This window comes from Photobacterium sp. GB-56 (assembly GCF_003026105.1).
In the GTDB taxonomy this organism is placed as follows: Bacteria; Pseudomonadota; Gammaproteobacteria; order Enterobacterales; family Vibrionaceae; genus Photobacterium.
Map to the genome: position 1 here is coordinate 15,190 of NZ_PYNW01000012.1, position 15,216 is coordinate 30,405.

Annotated in this window: 16 protein-coding genes; 9 read left to right on the forward strand and 7 right to left on the reverse strand. The window is 39.8% G+C overall.

Annotated elements, in window-relative coordinates:
- The first annotated feature begins 2 nt into the window (after positions 1 to 2).
- Both C9J42_RS15390 and C9J42_RS21800 read left to right on the forward strand, forming a co-directional pair.
- Positions 3 to 959 carry a DUF3137 domain-containing protein gene (locus tag C9J42_RS15390; RefSeq protein WP_107302127.1) on the forward strand — a complete coding sequence of 319 codons (957 nt, stop codon included), beginning with the start codon at positions 3 to 5 and terminating at the stop codon, positions 957 to 959.
- A gap of 33 nt (positions 960 to 992) precedes the next feature.
- Positions 993 to 1,115 (forward strand): hypothetical protein, encoded by a 123-nt coding sequence (locus C9J42_RS21800; protein ID WP_255418318.1) that lies wholly within the window; start codon positions 993 to 995, stop codon positions 1,113 to 1,115.
- Between the two features lie 126 nt (positions 1,116 to 1,241).
- On the opposite strand, the gene C9J42_RS15395 is transcribed toward C9J42_RS21800, so the two are convergent.
- Together C9J42_RS15395 and C9J42_RS15400 are read right to left on the reverse strand one after the other, a co-directional pair.
- Positions 1,242 to 1,655, reverse strand: coding sequence for a GNAT family N-acetyltransferase (locus tag C9J42_RS15395; RefSeq protein WP_233217923.1), 414 nt, complete (start codon positions 1,653 to 1,655; stop codon positions 1,242 to 1,244).
- Positions 1,656 to 1,881: 226 nt separating this feature from the next.
- Complete coding sequence (locus C9J42_RS15400; protein WP_107302128.1) at positions 1,882 to 2,952, reverse strand: FAD:protein FMN transferase; 1,071 nt, start codon at positions 2,950 to 2,952, stop codon at positions 1,882 to 1,884.
- 175 nt (positions 2,953 to 3,127) lie between these two features.
- Here C9J42_RS15400 and C9J42_RS15405 point away from each other — a divergent pair, with 175 nt between their 5' ends.
- Positions 3,128 to 4,873 carry a DEAD/DEAH box helicase gene (locus C9J42_RS15405; RefSeq protein WP_107262114.1) on the forward strand — a complete coding sequence of 582 codons (1,746 nt, stop codon included), beginning with the start codon at positions 3,128 to 3,130 and terminating at the stop codon, positions 4,871 to 4,873.
- 309 nt (positions 4,874 to 5,182) lie between these two features.
- On the opposite strand, the gene sugE is transcribed toward C9J42_RS15405, so the two are convergent.
- Positions 5,183 to 5,515, reverse strand: a complete 333-nt coding sequence (gene sugE / locus C9J42_RS15410; RefSeq protein ID WP_107302129.1) for a quaternary ammonium compound efflux SMR transporter SugE — start codon at positions 5,513 to 5,515, stop codon at positions 5,183 to 5,185.
- A gap of 221 nt (positions 5,516 to 5,736) precedes the next feature.
- On the opposite strand from sugE, the gene C9J42_RS15420 reads away from it, so the two are divergent.
- Entirely contained in the window at positions 5,737 to 6,522 is a 786-nt protein-coding gene (locus tag C9J42_RS15420; protein ID WP_233220749.1) for a site-specific integrase, read from the forward strand.
- A gap of 7 nt (positions 6,523 to 6,529) precedes the next feature.
- Positions 6,530 to 7,414 (forward strand): transposase, encoded by an 885-nt coding sequence (locus tag C9J42_RS15425; RefSeq protein ID WP_370445024.1) that lies wholly within the window; start codon positions 6,530 to 6,532, stop codon positions 7,412 to 7,414.
- A 233-nt stretch (positions 7,415 to 7,647) separates the two neighbouring features.
- Here C9J42_RS15425 and C9J42_RS15430 read toward each other — a convergent pair whose 3' ends face one another.
- Both C9J42_RS15430 and C9J42_RS21805 read right to left on the reverse strand, forming a co-directional pair.
- Positions 7,648 to 8,172 (reverse strand): GNAT family N-acetyltransferase, encoded by a 525-nt coding sequence (locus tag C9J42_RS15430; protein ID WP_005530754.1) that lies wholly within the window; start codon positions 8,170 to 8,172, stop codon positions 7,648 to 7,650.
- 528 nt (positions 8,173 to 8,700) lie between these two features.
- Positions 8,701 to 8,826 (reverse strand): hypothetical protein, encoded by a 126-nt coding sequence (locus C9J42_RS21805; protein ID WP_255419064.1) that lies wholly within the window; start codon positions 8,824 to 8,826, stop codon positions 8,701 to 8,703.
- Positions 8,827 to 9,285: 459 nt separating this feature from the next.
- Between C9J42_RS21805 and C9J42_RS15435 the strand changes: the two genes are divergently transcribed.
- Positions 9,286 to 10,077, forward strand: coding sequence for a nitroreductase family protein (locus C9J42_RS15435; RefSeq protein ID WP_107206890.1), 792 nt, complete (start codon positions 9,286 to 9,288; stop codon positions 10,075 to 10,077).
- A 360-nt stretch (positions 10,078 to 10,437) separates the two neighbouring features.
- On the opposite strand, the gene C9J42_RS15440 is transcribed toward C9J42_RS15435, so the two are convergent.
- Positions 10,438 to 11,076, reverse strand: coding sequence for a glutathione S-transferase family protein (locus tag C9J42_RS15440; protein ID WP_107247275.1), 639 nt, complete (start codon positions 11,074 to 11,076; stop codon positions 10,438 to 10,440).
- Between the two features lie 435 nt (positions 11,077 to 11,511).
- Complete coding sequence (locus tag C9J42_RS15445) at positions 11,512 to 11,967, reverse strand: Ivy family c-type lysozyme inhibitor (RefSeq protein ID WP_107302130.1); 456 nt, start codon at positions 11,965 to 11,967, stop codon at positions 11,512 to 11,514.
- 265 nt (positions 11,968 to 12,232) lie between these two features.
- On the opposite strand from C9J42_RS15445, the gene C9J42_RS15450 reads away from it, so the two are divergent.
- From C9J42_RS15450 to C9J42_RS15460, 3 genes are all read left to right on the forward strand, one after another.
- The gene (locus C9J42_RS15450; protein ID WP_107206887.1) at positions 12,233 to 12,754 is read left to right on the forward strand and encodes a hypothetical protein; all 522 of its coding nucleotides are present in this window, start codon (positions 12,233 to 12,235) and stop codon (positions 12,752 to 12,754) included.
- Positions 12,755 to 12,916: 162 nt separating this feature from the next.
- Positions 12,917 to 13,453, forward strand: coding sequence for a heme NO-binding domain-containing protein (locus C9J42_RS15455; RefSeq protein ID WP_107247274.1), 537 nt, complete (start codon positions 12,917 to 12,919; stop codon positions 13,451 to 13,453).
- Positions 13,453 to 15,183, forward strand: coding sequence for an ATP-binding protein (locus C9J42_RS15460; protein ID WP_107206885.1), 1,731 nt, complete (start codon positions 13,453 to 13,455; stop codon positions 15,181 to 15,183). Before C9J42_RS15455 ends, C9J42_RS15460 begins: the two co-directional genes overlap by 1 nt.
- Positions 15,184 to 15,216: the final 33 nt, after the last annotated feature.

A 15,216-nucleotide genomic window follows, 5' to 3' on the forward strand; every position in this document is an offset into this window, starting at 1 on the left:
CCATGGAAGATCGTATTTCAACCTTATACGAACAAAAGCTAAGAACACAGTTGTCCTCGTTAGAGTCTACTCGCTTAGATGTCGTCAAACAGTTATGGATTGCGCTTGCGGTTGGAGGTATTACAGCTGCTATCGCGATCCCAACAGCACTCCATTTCAATGCGTTACCTTTTGGTATTATTGCGACCTTTATTGTTGCTACTTTCATGTTGGTTCGATTTTCAAAACAGAAGCAACAATACTGCGTCAGTTATAAACAGAAGGTTATTACCGCCCTACTCGCTAACATCAATGAGAGTTTTGCTTATCAGCCTCTCGGCTCTATTTCCGAACAAGATTATAAAGCCTGCCAACTCTTTCCACAGCATTATGATAGCTTTCGTGGTGAAGACTTTGTCCAAGGTACAATCGGAAAAACGACACTGCGTTTTTCAGAGTTAGAGACACAAATTAAAAAGCAGCGCGTGAATCAAAAAGAAAAACGCGAGGAATGGGAAACCATTTTTCATGGCATTTTATTTATTGCCGATGCCAATAAACACTTCAATAGTCAGACACTCATTTTACCGGCAAAAAACGCATTTATTACGGCAATTGGTGATGCCGTATCTCACCTGTTTAACCGCGAAAATAGACGTGTAGATCTAGAAAATCCAAACTTTGAGCAATACTTTTCGGTCTATAGTAGCGATCAAATTGAAGCGCGATACTTATTAACGCCTGCGATGATGGAACGATTAGTCGATTTTGTTACTAAAGCTAAAAATCGTGTCTCATTATCATTCATCGATCATAATATTTATATCGCGATGAATAGTCATAAAAACTACTTTGAGCCCGCATTGTTTACATCCTCGGACTCACTGGAGTCTGTTAAAGCGATTGCCCAAGACTTACAATTTGTCATCGATATTGTAAGCGATTTAGATCTCAATACTCGCATCTGGACGAAGCGCTAATCCATATATTTAAACCGTAATGGCACACTGCTGATGAATAACATTACTTATATTCTTGCTCTTAGCGATGATGATCCTACGATTATTGATCGACAAGCACAGCAGCAAACATTTGAAGAAAATAAAACGAACATTCATTACACCGAACTATCTTAATCACCATCTTCCCCAGATCATCAAAATGAGCGATCCCAGTGACGGCATGGCATATGGATAGAAATAAAGAATCATAATGCCGATATGTTTTCTCAACTAGCGCAACTCGTTAAGTTAATAAAAACCTCACAGCAAGTTTAAGTTACACCCCATTTTGACATATTCCACATCTGACTTATAAAACCTATCACCAGATGTGGTCATCCCTAAACGCTGGTAAAAGCCAATAGCACTCGTTCGAGCATCGAACCAAAGAAGCTCTGCGTCAGTCGTTTTTAGATAAGTAAAGAGCGCTTGGATCATCGCAGTACCAATACCTTTACCTTGATATTCAGTGAGGGTGGCAAACTTACGAAGTCGTGCTACGTTTCCTTCAATATAAACCGAAGACACACAGACGAGCTCATTATGAATAAACACCCCAAAATGGGTTGCTGTCTCATCCCCTTCCACTTTACAAAACGACTCCGGTTTCGACGGCCATAGAACACGATGTCGAACTGTTATTGCCTGCTGCCAAGTAATTGGTTTTATTTCCATTAACGTGAAATCCATATAAAAAAGATGCTACAACTTACCAAGCCATAGCTTCTATTAATCCTTAAAATTAATCTACCCTTTCAAACGTAAACGCCCCTATATGTCGTTTAGTTTGGTTTAGCTGGCGTATTAAAACACCGAAGCCTTATCTAGAGAGTTACTCTAAATAAGGCTTCTTCTTAAATCAGAAATTTCAACATCGCATTGAAATTTCTAAACTAACACTTTATTTCTGCTGGCTTAATGTGATGTTTTTATCTTGGATCAACGCATTACTTTTTGAGCTCTTAAACGCACCATCAACATCTTGAATATAATAAACCGGTAATGACTCTTCATTTGCTACCGCTTTCCCTTCATCAGGGCCCAAGCACAGCATGGTTGTTGCCCACGCATCACCTTGAATAGGATCATTACCAAACACGGATGCTGAAACAAGATCATGAGTGATCGGCGCACCTGTTCTTGCATCAAGAATATGTGAGTAATCTTTTTTGCCATCCTTAAAGTTATGGTGATACGTACCTGAAGTGTTTAGTGATACGCCATTCTCATCATTAATCGTCACGATTTGATAAGGATGAATACCGTCTTTGAGTGCTACAGGCTGCTCAATCGCCACACGCCACTTCTCACCCATTGGCTTATGACCTTTAATCTTCATATCGCCACCGAACTCAACCAAGTAATTCTCAACACCATCCGACTCTAAAATTTGGCTTAAACGGCTAATCGCATAACCTTCACCCATTGAAGATAAATCAATCTGCAACTGGGGAATGGTTTTTCTAATACGTAAGTGTTCAGGATCTATTTCAATTTTATCAATACCAATATCAGCACGTACCTTTGCAATCTCGGCGGCTGTTGGCACATTTAATTTATCGCTTTGGAAGCCCCAAAGTTTATATAAAGGCTGAATAGTGGGATCATAACAACCATGACTTTCTTTATTGATCGCCTTTGCTATAGACAACATATAAATAAAATCTTTCGACGCAGGTTGCCACTCTGTTGAAGTGCTCTTATTAAACTTAGAAATATACGAATCACCGCGATACGTTGAATATTCTTTATCAATCGCGTCTAATGCTTTATTAAACTGAGCTTGTACCTTCGCCGATGAAACATCATCTTTAGACCAATAACTCACATGGTAGCTAGTGCCTTCTGCATAGCCCGCGATTTTTTCTAACTTTGGAGGCTCACTACAACCCGACAATATCATAGTTGCAGACAGTGTAAATAACGCAGCGCAGCTTCGCTTCAGGAAAACATTCGACGTTTTCGTAAACATACAAAAACCTTATTGATACATAATGTATGTAAAGTTTACCAATAGTTACCAAACACTACTAGACAGAGGCAAAACACCGCATCTAACGTCACCTGCGAACAATGAATGAAGGCTTTGCCAAATCACTGGTTAAATGTACACTAGTTAGGTTTTCAGTTACGCCAGAATAGTTTCTATGTATACCCTTCGTCCTTATCAGCAAGACAGTGTTAACGCCACTATCCACTATTTTCGTAAACACAACACCCCAGCAGTATTAGCCCTACCAACAGGCGCAGGTAAAAGCCTTGTCGTCGCAGAGCTTGCACGTATTGCTCGTGGGCGTGTTCTCGTGTTAACCCACGTAAAAGAGTTGGTAGAGCAAAACCATGCCAAATATGAAAGTTACGGTTTAAAAGCCTCTATTTTTTCTGCTGGATTAGGGCGAAAAGAAACCGACCAACAAGTGGTATTTGCTTCTGTGCAATCAATGGCAAACAGCTTAGATAAATTCAAAGAACAATTTTCATTATTGGTCATTGATGAATGTCACCGTGTACCTGACGATGAAAACAGTGCTTATCGCAAAGTTATCAAGCACGTTCAAGACGTAAACCCAAACATTAAAATTCTTGGCTTAACTGCGACACCTTATCGCTTAGGCATGGGCTGGATTTACAAATACCATACCCGAGGTCAGGTTCGTACTGAACAAGATCGCTTCTTCCGAGACTGTATTTTTGAATTACCGATCCGCTACCTATTAGATGAAGGCTTTTTAACCGAGCCCAAAATCATGGATATGGCAGTGATTGGTTATGATTTCTCATCTATTACCCCTTCATCGACAGGCCACTACAAAGAAGCCGATTTAGATAGCGTGATTGGAAAATCAGAGCGTGCAACACCAATGATCATTGAACAAGTGATTGAGTACGCCAAAGATCGTAAAGGTGTGATGATATTCGCCTCAACCGTTAATCACGCCCAAGAAATCATGGGCTACTTATCCGGTGAAAATGCCGCGTTGGTGATTGGTGATACCCCTCTTGATGAACGCGATCGCATCATCAGTGATTTCAAAGCGCAAAAGATTAAATACTTAGTTAACGTTTCAGTATTAACGACTGGCTTTGATGCGCCGCATGTAGATTTAATTGCTATCCTTCGCCCAACAGAATCTATCAGCCTATATCAGCAAATTGTTGGTCGAGGCTTACGTTTAGCTGATGGTAAAAAAGACTGTTTAGTATTGGAGTATGCGGGTAACTGTTACGATCTATACCAACCTGAAGTAGGTGATCCAAAACCCAACTCAGACAGTGAAGTCGTAATGGTACCTTGCCCTGCTTGTGGCTTTAAAAACAGCTTTTGGGGCAAACTCGATCCCGCAGGCTTTTTAGTTGAGCACTATGGGCGTCGTTGCCAAGGCTATTTTGAAGATGATGAAACAGGCGAGCGTGAAGAATGTGGTTATCGTTTCCGCGCTAAATACTGCGAAGAATGTGGCGCTGATAACGATATCGCCGCAAGACGCTGCCATCTTTGTGATGCGGTCATGGTTGATCCTGATAAAAAACTGCGTGAGGCGTTAAAACTTAAAGACGCCATGATCATGAAGTGTACTGACATGCGCTTAGAGCCAGGCAAGAATAAATTCGATAAACCTCAGTTAAAAGTGATTTATGTCGGCGATGAAGGTAATGAAATTAACGAAGTGTGGACGCTTTCCAATAAAACCCAGAAGCAAGAATTTCTTAAGCGTTTTATTAATCCTCATTTAGTGGATCGTCACCGCCCATTCACCGATACCGCCCCAACAAAAGTGGCCAATAACGAGCACCGTTTACGTCCACCTGAAATTGTAATCGCTCGTAAAAATGGTCGATTTTGGGCTATTCGAGACAAGTTGTTCGATTTAGATCAATATCAGAAAGACTGAAGTCGTAATACTTTTTTAGATGAGACGCTGAATCTCTTTTTTGAATGAATCAGGCGTTTTATTACTAGGCGTACGGCCAGTGTTGCCATGAATCACAAATCAACCCCTTTCTTGGTGCTCACAAGTGAGTTAGCTTAACTACTAACTCATTTGTGGACAAAACTTTGTTAGATAGCTAGCTCTATTCAGGCTTGTTGATATTAGGAAAAGTAGGGATAACGCCTAAATAAGCGGCGTATAAACGTTTGGCTATAATCAGCGAGGAACGAGCGCCAGCCAAACTTTAAACGTCCGTTCTTGATTTACTTGTTATACAACGACTGAATCGGAACTTAATAACTTCAAACCAACTATACCGATGACAATTAACCCTATACATGCAATACGCTTAATATCCGCTACTTCGTTAAACCAAACTATTCCAACAATTGTCACACCTACAGCGCCAATACCAGTCCAAACTGCATAGGCATTGCCCATTGGAATAGTTTTTAAAGCATAGGAAAGACAACCAAAACTGATCCACATGGCTGTTATTGTTATTACAGAAGGCCACAATTTAGTAAATCCTTCAGTATGTTTAAGGCCAACTGCCCATACGATCTCAAACAATCCAGCTATGACTAACACTATCCAGCCCACTCGAAACTCTCCTTAGTTGTATAACGCCTTGTTAAGGGGTGAGCAACGCAATACCGATGCCGCCGCATACCGCCTTAAACACTAAACCCAACGCATAGTAAAAATGCCACGCGTTGCGAATCCCTCTTGAACAATTTGTTGAACGAAGCCGCTGCGCGGCAGAGTGAAAGCCCATAAGCTCGACTACGGTAAATATACCTTTAAAAAAAGGAACATTTATCATGAATAAAACACAGCAACATCGTTCAGATTATCTTTATGAACAACACCTTACCCATCTCACCTTGCAAGGTAAACGCCCCGCTACGATTGATGCTTATAGTCGTGCTCTACGTCGCATTACCCATCAACTGGATAAATCACCAGACACATTAACTACCGAAGATCTTAAACAACATTTTACACAACTGATCAAAACACATTCATGGAGTACCGTGAAAATTGATCGCAATGGCTTACAGTTTTTCTTTAAGCATGTCCTTCAACGTGATTGGGAGTGGCTGAACATTGTAAAGCCGCCACACGTGAAAACCTTACCTGACATTTTGACGCCAACCGAAGTGAGCCTATTGATCAATGCCACTTCGCAACTGCGTTACCAAGTGTTTTTTCTGACCTTATATAGCCTCGGGTTACGGCTAGGTGAAGGGTTAAATCTCACAGTGGGTGATATTGATAGCCATCGTATGTTTGTCCATATTCGACAAGGCAAAGGAGGTAAAGACAGGTTCATCCCACTACCAAGGCGAACCCTGTATGCCCTGCGATATTATTGGCAAACCCACAAAAATAGTCGTTATCTTTTTCCTTCACCGTTCAATGTTAACCATACCGTGATGGATCGCGGTGGCGTTCAAAAAGCAATGAAAGCCGTCATTAAAAGCTGTGGGATCACGAAATCTATCAGTCCTCATAATTTACGTCATAGCTATGCCACTCACCTGTTAGAACGAGGCTTAGATTTACGTTCAGTGCAGGCAATGTTCGCATTGCGAACATCAATCTGAATATGCGATGTCTTGTGGACACCGTCATTGTTCTCAGTGTCAGCACCAAACAACATCCGATTGGTTAGCAAAGCAGCAACAGAAATTGTTGCCTGTTGATTACTTTATGGTGACATTCACGCTGCCAGCTGAGCTTCGATATCTGGCAAAAAAGCATCCCAAAGCACTCTACCAAGCCATGTTTACTGTGACAGCCAGTGTGATAAAAAGCTTTGCTAACAATGATAAATACCTTGGTAATCGCATCGGTTTTACTTCTGTTTTACACACTCATAATCGGCGTCGAGATTTACATCCTCATATTCATATGGTGATCACTGGCGGTGGCTTTGATGACAAGAAACGACAATGGAAAAATTGTAAAAACCACTACCTCTTTAATGCATTTGCTCTCGCAAAAGTATGGCGAGCAAGATTGTTAGCCTATCTCACTACTGAACTAAAGTGGGCGTTACCCGATCACATCACGAAAAAGTGGGTGGTTGATTGTCGGCATGTAGGGCAAGGAAAGCCTGCATTATTGTATTTATCGACATACCTTTATCGAGGGGTAATTGCGGATAAAGACATTCTGTATATCAATAATGAACAGGTGACATTTCGTTATAAAGATAGCCAAACTCAAACGATGAAGACACGCACGTTACCTGTGTTGCAATTTCTCTGGTTGATATTGCAACATGTGTTACCAAAAGGATTTCGTCGAATACGTGATTATGGTCTGCTGCGGGGTCATGAAAAGAAGCTGCTTCAAGCAATCCAATTTATGTTCATGATAGCCGGGCAACTAACGTTGCCCTCACCGAATAAAACGGTACGTATAAAAGCCCAACCCTTTTGCCCCTGCTGCCAACATGTCATGCAATTAACGGGAATATTTCGACCCAGATAACCGACGTTCAATAATAAGGATAATGGCTTTCACGCTTCATAATTAAAGAGGATTTTATTATAAATCAGAGTATTAAAATGATTGGTTCACACCAAGGATAACGTTCGACTTATTTTTGGCATCCCCCTTCATGATATTTCCAATATTTACTTATATAAGGTGGCTTGGGCTTGTCCAACACTTCGGATAGGTGTCGGCTTCGCGACACATATCCTTATTTGTTAGGCGAATTTTCAAAGGCTTATGCGCATATCTGCACAATTGAAAAGACCGTCACCTAAAGTTGGAAAACGCGCATAGTTTTTTAGCGTTCCATGATTTGAAAAACCTGACTTTTCTAAAACCCTTACACTTGCTATGTGCCCAACAAATGGATTTGTTCTTACTTCCTTGATACCCAAGCTGTTTAAATATTCCAAGCCAGTACGACACAATTGCGTCGCAATTCCACGATTACTAAATTTGTCTGATATACCAAAATGGATCTCAGCATGCTGTTCATTGAACACAAACACAACCACCCCAAACACAAAGTCATTTTGGCTTTCTGCGACACCATAAACTAGCACTTTGGGACGGCTTTCCAAATAGGATTTTCTCCATTGCTGAATTTTTGAGAGCGTAGTTCCCACCGTATCATGAGGCAATGTCGAAATGTACTTTGCAGAAGAAATTGAGCCAGAGTACAAACTAAACAATGAGTCTGCATCAGTTTCTCGAAGCTCCCTAATTCTAAAAACGTCATTCTCGTAGTTCATTATGCCTCCATTCGCCTAACAGTATATTAATAAGCATTCTTACTTTCGCTCAAAAATACACGCATAAAAAACCTTTATCTTACTAGATATAATCTATATATATCATGAAGTTGATAACAATTTTTCACGCCTGACGCTCAATGAGAGAATGTGATAAGTAAGAAATGTATTTAATCAGTCTTATTAAATACAAACTGAAATGTTAAATGATATAATTTTCAATTGGTTATGATTCCTCTTCTGTTTTTAACAAGAAATATTTCTTATTAAAAACAGAACTAAAGCGATAAAATCACCACGTTTCATTATAACTGTTGATATACACAGTAAATAAAACTAATCCAAAATCACGTTAATGCGATATGAATGAGTATCTGTTCTAAATGGTAATGGGGCAAAAGCGTGTTAGATATTTTACCCTATCAAAACTGGTCAATATTATAAAAAGTATGGATAACTCTTCCATAAAGTACCTTTTAGGGTACAAAAAGACCGTCTATATGAACGGTCTTTCCAAGACAAAGCTATTTATGCGCAATATCCGCCCTTGTGATGAGAGCCAGTTCCCCCGTAAGGATGTTGTCCTTTAGGGCAAGCATTAGCTGCACCCGCAACAAAAAGACTAGCCAATAAAACAACAATTAGCTTTTTCATCTAACTCTCCGAATAATCTAAAATAAAATACAAAATATGAGTAAATTCTCTTGAAAGCACTTCTATTTAAAAATAAAAATCTTCCATGATTAAAACTCAAGGCAACTGTACAGAAAACAATGCATTTCAGCAATGTGGAGTATAGAAAAAGTAACAAGATAGATGTTATGATTTTGTTAATGATGTTACTAACTTCAGAATATTCAATCAGGACGATGTTTGCGCATGAAAGCCCCAAACGTGATATTTTACTAACAGATAAAATTATAGTGACTTGCTTAATAAGGCTAATCCAAAATCACGTTAATAAGATATGAATGAGTATTTAATCTAACAAGTTTTGGGGCAAATATGAGTTAGCCGAAAAGTTAACTCATTGTAATCACCGACTTGCTTCACAACCCAATAACAGGTAGAAATACGCTCAACAATTTTCATATTACATAGGTTGTTTAAAACATGAACGATACACTTGAACAAGAACGCTCTGCGTCTCATTCACCAGCATCTTCACCATTAACAACATCATCTAAAGCCGAGCAATATGCCGAGTTGGTGCATAGCCGTCGTTCGGTACGTAAATATGATGCAGACAGTGCTTTTGATCATGAAGCGGTAACCCGTGCACTTAACCTCGCCACCTTGTCCCCTAACAGTTCAAACATGCAATTGTGGCAATTTCATCGTGTCATCAGTGACGATAAACGCGAGCAACTGGCAAAGCTGTGTATGGGGCAAAATGCGGCAAAAACGGCACGCGAGTTAATTGTTATCACCACTACGCCTTATATGTGGAAACAACGGGCGAAAATGAATGCGGCACAAATTCGTGATGCCTTTAATGGTCGTGAAGATGCAACATCTAAGCGTGCCGTTAAATACTATGAAAAGCTGATCCCATTTTTATACCGTAATGATAGCTTTGGCATTATGAGCACTATTCGTAAGGTAATTGTGGCGTATTTAGGGCGTAAAAAGCCGATGGTACGTGAAGTGAGTAAAGCGGATTTACGTGTGTGTTTACATAAAAGCACATCCCTTGCGGCGATGACCTTTATGACCGCAATGCGCGCGGAAGGTTACGATACCTGCCCAATGGAAGGTTTTGATTCTAAGCGCGTTAAACAACTGCTTGGTTTAAACCCTAAAGCTGAAATCACAATGGTGATTGGTTGTGGCACTCGTGCTGAAGACGGCATTTATGGCGACCGCCATCGGGTAGACAACAGCGAAGTGATTATTAAGCACTGATCCCCTTGCCTAACAATATGGCGGAACGAATCAGTATTCCGCCAGTTCTCCCCACCTTCTGCTCTCTCATCACAAGGTAATTTGTTACTTACCACAATAAATACCACCTACCGGCATCGGAATACATATTGGCGATCCCTTATGTGGGGTTAAGCTACAAGCCGACAGAAATAAACAAGGTATAAGTAGTAATAGTTTCATGGTTAATGCGCGCTTTTTGTAATTGAATGGTGTTTTATCTAAAACTACTTCATTTAAAAAGCACTTGAATATAGCGCATAAACATCTTGTTACAGTTACGCGCTAATTCAATCTGCAAGTCAGCCTAGGTACAGAAAACAAAGTCACAACAGGCGTTTGTTATTTAAACGGCGTGAGATCGATACCTTCTATTTCACACACGGCTTTAATGGTTGGGTTATCACAAAGGTTCGTTAGGTACTTTGCAAGATATGGAAATGTCAGTGGTGATTGTTTTATTGGTAACGACCACTCTGCCAACATAAACAAGAAGTAATCACAGGCGGTTAGGCTGTCACCAAGCAAATATGTATTGTGTTTAAGTTGGTTATTAATAATAGAGAGTGCATCGGCAATTCTGTCATCTTGCGCAGCAACAACATTCGGGATCGTCGCGGCATCATTGGTATGGCGGTGTGGGTAATACCGTACCATTAATTCAGCTTGTAAGGTGTTATTTAGAAACGCTAACCATTGATAAAACATCGGCCGTAAAGGGCTGCCAATTGCAGGCATTAATCCAGACTGTGGATGGAGTTCGCAAAGATGAATACATATAGCAGAGCTTTCAAAGATCGCTTGCTCCCCTATCACCAATGTGGGTATGCGCCCTGCTGGATTGAGTTTCAGGTAGTCGGCTGACTTTTGAACGTTGGACTTTTTATCCACCAGCAATAGTTGGTAATCCGCTTTTACATGATGAAGTAAAAAATGCGGCGCTAAACTCGCGTTATTGGGGTAATAGTAAAGCTTGAACAATCTTGGCTCCTTGCCTGTAAAACAGATCAATCATTCGTTTTAAAAAACACACATCTATCTTACTAAATAAAGCATGAATTTAATGAAACGATCGTTTTATAACCCGTTGTAACTCGTGAGATAAATCGCATTTCTGCGTAGCTGTCACAAACATAGCAACTTGATTGCATCTCATTTAAGGGCATTTATCGATGAAAAGTAGATTGGATAATGTCTTGTTTACACATTCATTCACACGAAGATCATACCCATGGCCTGTTGAGTGAGTATAAGGTTCGATATTTGAGTTTAGAATGTTGCCAACAAAAGCGATGTTGCGCTTACTCTTCTCTTCATTGATGACGTATCGTGCTGAAAAATTCAGGCATAAAAAAACGTGCTGTCACTAGCACGGCACGTTATATCATTCTTACTTCAAACCTTAGCTCAATGTATTTATTTCCAGTTCGGATTTTGTAGCAACGCTTGTTGTAGTAGCCCTTTCATGTTGTCATCAGGATTACCAATAAATTGGTAACTCGCGTATTCACTAGGCTTGGTAATAGCACCATTGGTATCTTTAACATGTACTATCATGGAATATTCTTTGTTGTCTTTACCCGTTAGGGTGATCATAAAGTTACCGGCACAATCATGCGGCTTACAATAAGAAACGGCTTTGTAAGTTTCATTGCCATCTACAATATTATCTAGCGGCGCTGTCACTTTATTTTCTGATACCCATTTAGGGATTTTTTGCGTTTCTGGCGCGACAGATTGGGTTTGCTCTACAACGGTTTCAGTTGTGGCGACAGTTTGCGTTTGATCGTTTGGCGATTGCTCTTTAGGTGCTTGGTCATTACAACCTGCAAGTAACAAAACAATGGAGGTGGCTAGTAATAGCTTTTTCATTTTATTCAGTCCTAAATTTGAGTACCGCTCAAATCATTTTACGCCTGCGGCACTAATACTTTTACAAGATAACGCTTATTAGGCTCACACCCTATCCAATATAAGAGCAAAAAGTATCTAAATTTTGGCAAACATTATTAAACAAGCAAAATACTGACGTTACACTTACATATGTGTGTGTTTTTCACTCAATTACTTGAATTAACATACCTTCTTTACCGTAATTAAGTTAAGGTATCAGCAATTAAATAAAAGAAGCGACGATATGCAGGTTATTACAGAACAACTAATTACTTTAAAAAACGCTTGGATGGCAAGCCATATTACTGATGCTGAGTTTCCAACACCGCTAAGTGTAAAGGGATTAGAACTGTATCAACTATCTCAAACTGATTTAACTACGCATTGCATCGATACTTCGTTACCGACACCCGAACCCTCTTTATCTTTCTACCCGGTTGATTGCCACCCTCTTACTATTCGCTATTCTTTAGTTCGTGCCTCTCAATGGGAAAATGAACAAGAAAAAGAAGCGGTTATTGAGTATTTAACTCAAATTATGTTTGAGCCTAATGCAGAAGCGACGCTTTATGTTGGCTTTTTCAAAGGTAAACCGGCCGCTTGTGGCATGATTTATACTCATGCAGAAGATGGTGAGCAATATAGCCTGGTGTCTGACGTGTATGCATTGCCATTACCGAACCAGCAGCAATTAATTACAGATATGGAAGATTACCTTATCCATTCTGCGCAGCAATTCTCGCAAGCTGTCATTATCCAAAAATAAAAATGATTACGAAGCTAATAATCAGCTTCGTAATTTAGCCCTTTCTTCAACAACTAACCTGTTGTTTTTGACGAACCTTCAATCTCTGCCATACTAAATTACAGACTTTAATTCCTTTATTACGTGTTTAAAGTCTGTATCTAGAATACATCGGAGAAGAGTATGAAAGGGATCATTTTTACTGAATTTCTCGATATTGTTGAACGTACTTTCGATCTAGAAGTGTGCCAGTCAATGCTAGATATGGCTGACGACCCAGGTGTTTATACCTCTGTCGGTAGCTATGAGCACCAACGGTTAGTCAAGCTGATTATTTGTTTACATAAGGTTACCGGTGTCTCCGCTGAAAGCCTTCAACAAACTTTCGGTCGCGCTGTTTTCCCTCGCTTACTCACTTTATTACCAAATCATGACTTTACCGATTCCAACACCTTCGACTTTATTCGCAGTGTGGAGTCATACATACATCAAGAAGTTAAAAAGCTTTACCCGGATACAACTCCCCCTCGCTTTGAATTCTCTAATGAAACAGAAACCACCCTGACAATGGATTATTATTCAGCGCGATGCATGGGTTATGTCTGTTTGGGGTTATTAGAAGGATGTGCCGATTATTTTAAGCAACATCTTGCTATCGAACTGGTACCAACAACAAGCAAAAACAGTGTCCGCTTTCATTTGTCATTGAGTGATAATTAATGATCGATCCTGAAAAACATATTGCTTTATTAAAACAAAAACTCCAACGCGAACATGCATCAAGATTAGCCGCTGAAAAGTTATTAGAAGCGAAAAGTCATGAGCTTTATAATGCAAATCAAATGCTTAATGATTCGTACGAAAAATTACAAATGCAGGCGAAGTTTGATTCTGAGCTTTTAACTTATCAGAACAAAATGGAAAACTTGTTACTTCTTTATGCCCGATTATTCTTAAAGCACAGTGCGACGAGGGAAAGTATTCAACAATTGTTAGACAGCCTCGTTGATGGTAATTACATATCAGGTTGTCATATCACCATTTACCCTGCCGATAATATTAATATATCAGGGAGCTACTCCAGCGGCCGTTTACAGCAATGGACACCTCCAGCTGAGCTAGAATCGACCCATTCATTATGGGATAAAGGCGGCCATACTCTTTGGATAAATATTGTTAATAACAGAGGGCAAATAGGTATATTAGCCGTCAGAATCATATGTACCGATGACCGATTGCCAGCGATTCAAAAACATATGGCGCTGTTTGGTGAGTTATTTCGATCCGCTATTGGTAGGCAAATAACGTTTAATCAAGCTATTGATGCTAAAAAACGGGCAGAAGATTCAGAGCGTTCAACCCGTGATTTTCTCGCTATGATCAACCATGAATTACGGACACCACTTAATGGGCTGCTTGGTGCTGCGGAATTACTGCAAGATACACCGCTTAATAACGACCAACAGAAATTGTTAACCACATTGAATCATTCAGGTGAATTGCTACGGGCGATCATTAATGACTTACTCGATTACAGCAAAATAAATGCAGGTATGTTGGAGCTGATTGAAAAACCCTTTGATTGCCATTTATTAGCAGTAAAATTGGAAGATATTTTTACCCATCGTTCCCACGAAAAAAGATTAGATTTTAACATTTATTACTCCCATGACTTACCAAGATTTTTCATTGGTGATGAAGATAGGATTAAGCAAATATTTGTTAATTTGATCTCTAATGCGATTAAATTCACCCCTGCAGGTTTTGTGCACGCTAAGTTCTGGTGGCAAAACAAACAGCTACAATTTACGGTAAAAGACAGCGGTTGTGGTATTGATCACTCAAACCAACACAAGTTATTCAAACCTTTTAGCCAAGTGGATAATACCAGCAAACGAAGCCATGAAGGCACAGGGCTAGGTTTAGTGATCTGCAAACAGCTATGTGAACAAATGGGTGGCTCTATCCGCGTTGAAAGCTCGCTCGGGCGTGGTGCATGTTTTAATGTTTCCTTACCCTTACCCACAAGTGATCATACTCATTTTAATGCCAAAGTGAGACAACCGCATAAAACGCCAATTAAGCATTTAAAAGTGTTAGTGGTTGAAGATTTAAAGACCAATCAAATGATCATTAAGCTGATGCTAAACAAAATCCAAATTGAACCAACCATTGTCGATAACGGACAAAAAGCATTAGATATATTAAATGCGGAATCCTTTGATGTGGTGTTTATGGATTGCAGAATGCCGATTATGGATGGCTACACCGCAACTAGAGAATTACGAAAGCAAGACTATTCCAAACCCATTATTGCCTTAACCGCCGGTACCACAAGTGCTGAACGTGAAGCCTGTATTCAAGCGGGTATGAATGACATTTTATGTAAACCTTATTTGGCTTCCGAGCTTCATGATATTTTAACCATTTGGGGCAGTGTGATTGAATAATCCTCTCTCTATTACGGTTTAAATTACGGTTTA

Excerpts from the sequence above, each read along its gene's own strand:
- C9J42_RS15390 (WP_107302127.1), top strand. The coding sequence starts at position 3 with ATGGAAGATCGTATTTCAACCTTATACGAACAAAAGCTAAGAACACAG.
- C9J42_RS21800 (WP_255418318.1), top strand. The coding sequence starts at position 993 with ATGAATAACATTACTTATATTCTTGCTCTTAGCGATGATGATCCTACG.
- C9J42_RS15395 (WP_233217923.1), bottom strand. The coding sequence starts at position 1,655 with ATGGAAATAAAACCAATTACTTGGCAGCAGGCAATAACAGTTCGACAT.
- C9J42_RS15400 (WP_107302128.1), bottom strand. The coding sequence starts at position 2,952 with ATGTTTACGAAAACGTCGAATGTTTTCCTGAAGCGAAGCTGCGCTGCG.
- C9J42_RS15405 (WP_107262114.1), top strand. The coding sequence starts at position 3,128 with ATGTATACCCTTCGTCCTTATCAGCAAGACAGTGTTAACGCCACTATC.
- C9J42_RS15420 (WP_233220749.1), top strand. The coding sequence starts at position 5,737 with ATGAATAAAACACAGCAACATCGTTCAGATTATCTTTATGAACAACAC.
- C9J42_RS15425 (WP_370445024.1), top strand. The coding sequence starts at position 6,530 with ATGTCTTGTGGACACCGTCATTGTTCTCAGTGTCAGCACCAAACAACA.
- C9J42_RS15430 (WP_005530754.1), bottom strand. The coding sequence starts at position 8,172 with ATGAACTACGAGAATGACGTTTTTAGAATTAGGGAGCTTCGAGAAACT.
- C9J42_RS21805 (WP_255419064.1), bottom strand. The coding sequence starts at position 8,826 with ATGAAAAAGCTAATTGTTGTTTTATTGGCTAGTCTTTTTGTTGCGGGT.
- C9J42_RS15435 (WP_107206890.1), top strand. The coding sequence starts at position 9,286 with ATGAACGATACACTTGAACAAGAACGCTCTGCGTCTCATTCACCAGCA.
- C9J42_RS15445 (WP_107302130.1), bottom strand. The coding sequence starts at position 11,967 with ATGAAAAAGCTATTACTAGCCACCTCCATTGTTTTGTTACTTGCAGGT.
- C9J42_RS15450 (WP_107206887.1), top strand. The coding sequence starts at position 12,233 with ATGCAGGTTATTACAGAACAACTAATTACTTTAAAAAACGCTTGGATG.
- C9J42_RS15455 (WP_107247274.1), top strand. The coding sequence starts at position 12,917 with ATGAAAGGGATCATTTTTACTGAATTTCTCGATATTGTTGAACGTACT.
- C9J42_RS15460 (WP_107206885.1), top strand. The coding sequence starts at position 13,453 with ATGATCGATCCTGAAAAACATATTGCTTTATTAAAACAAAAACTCCAA.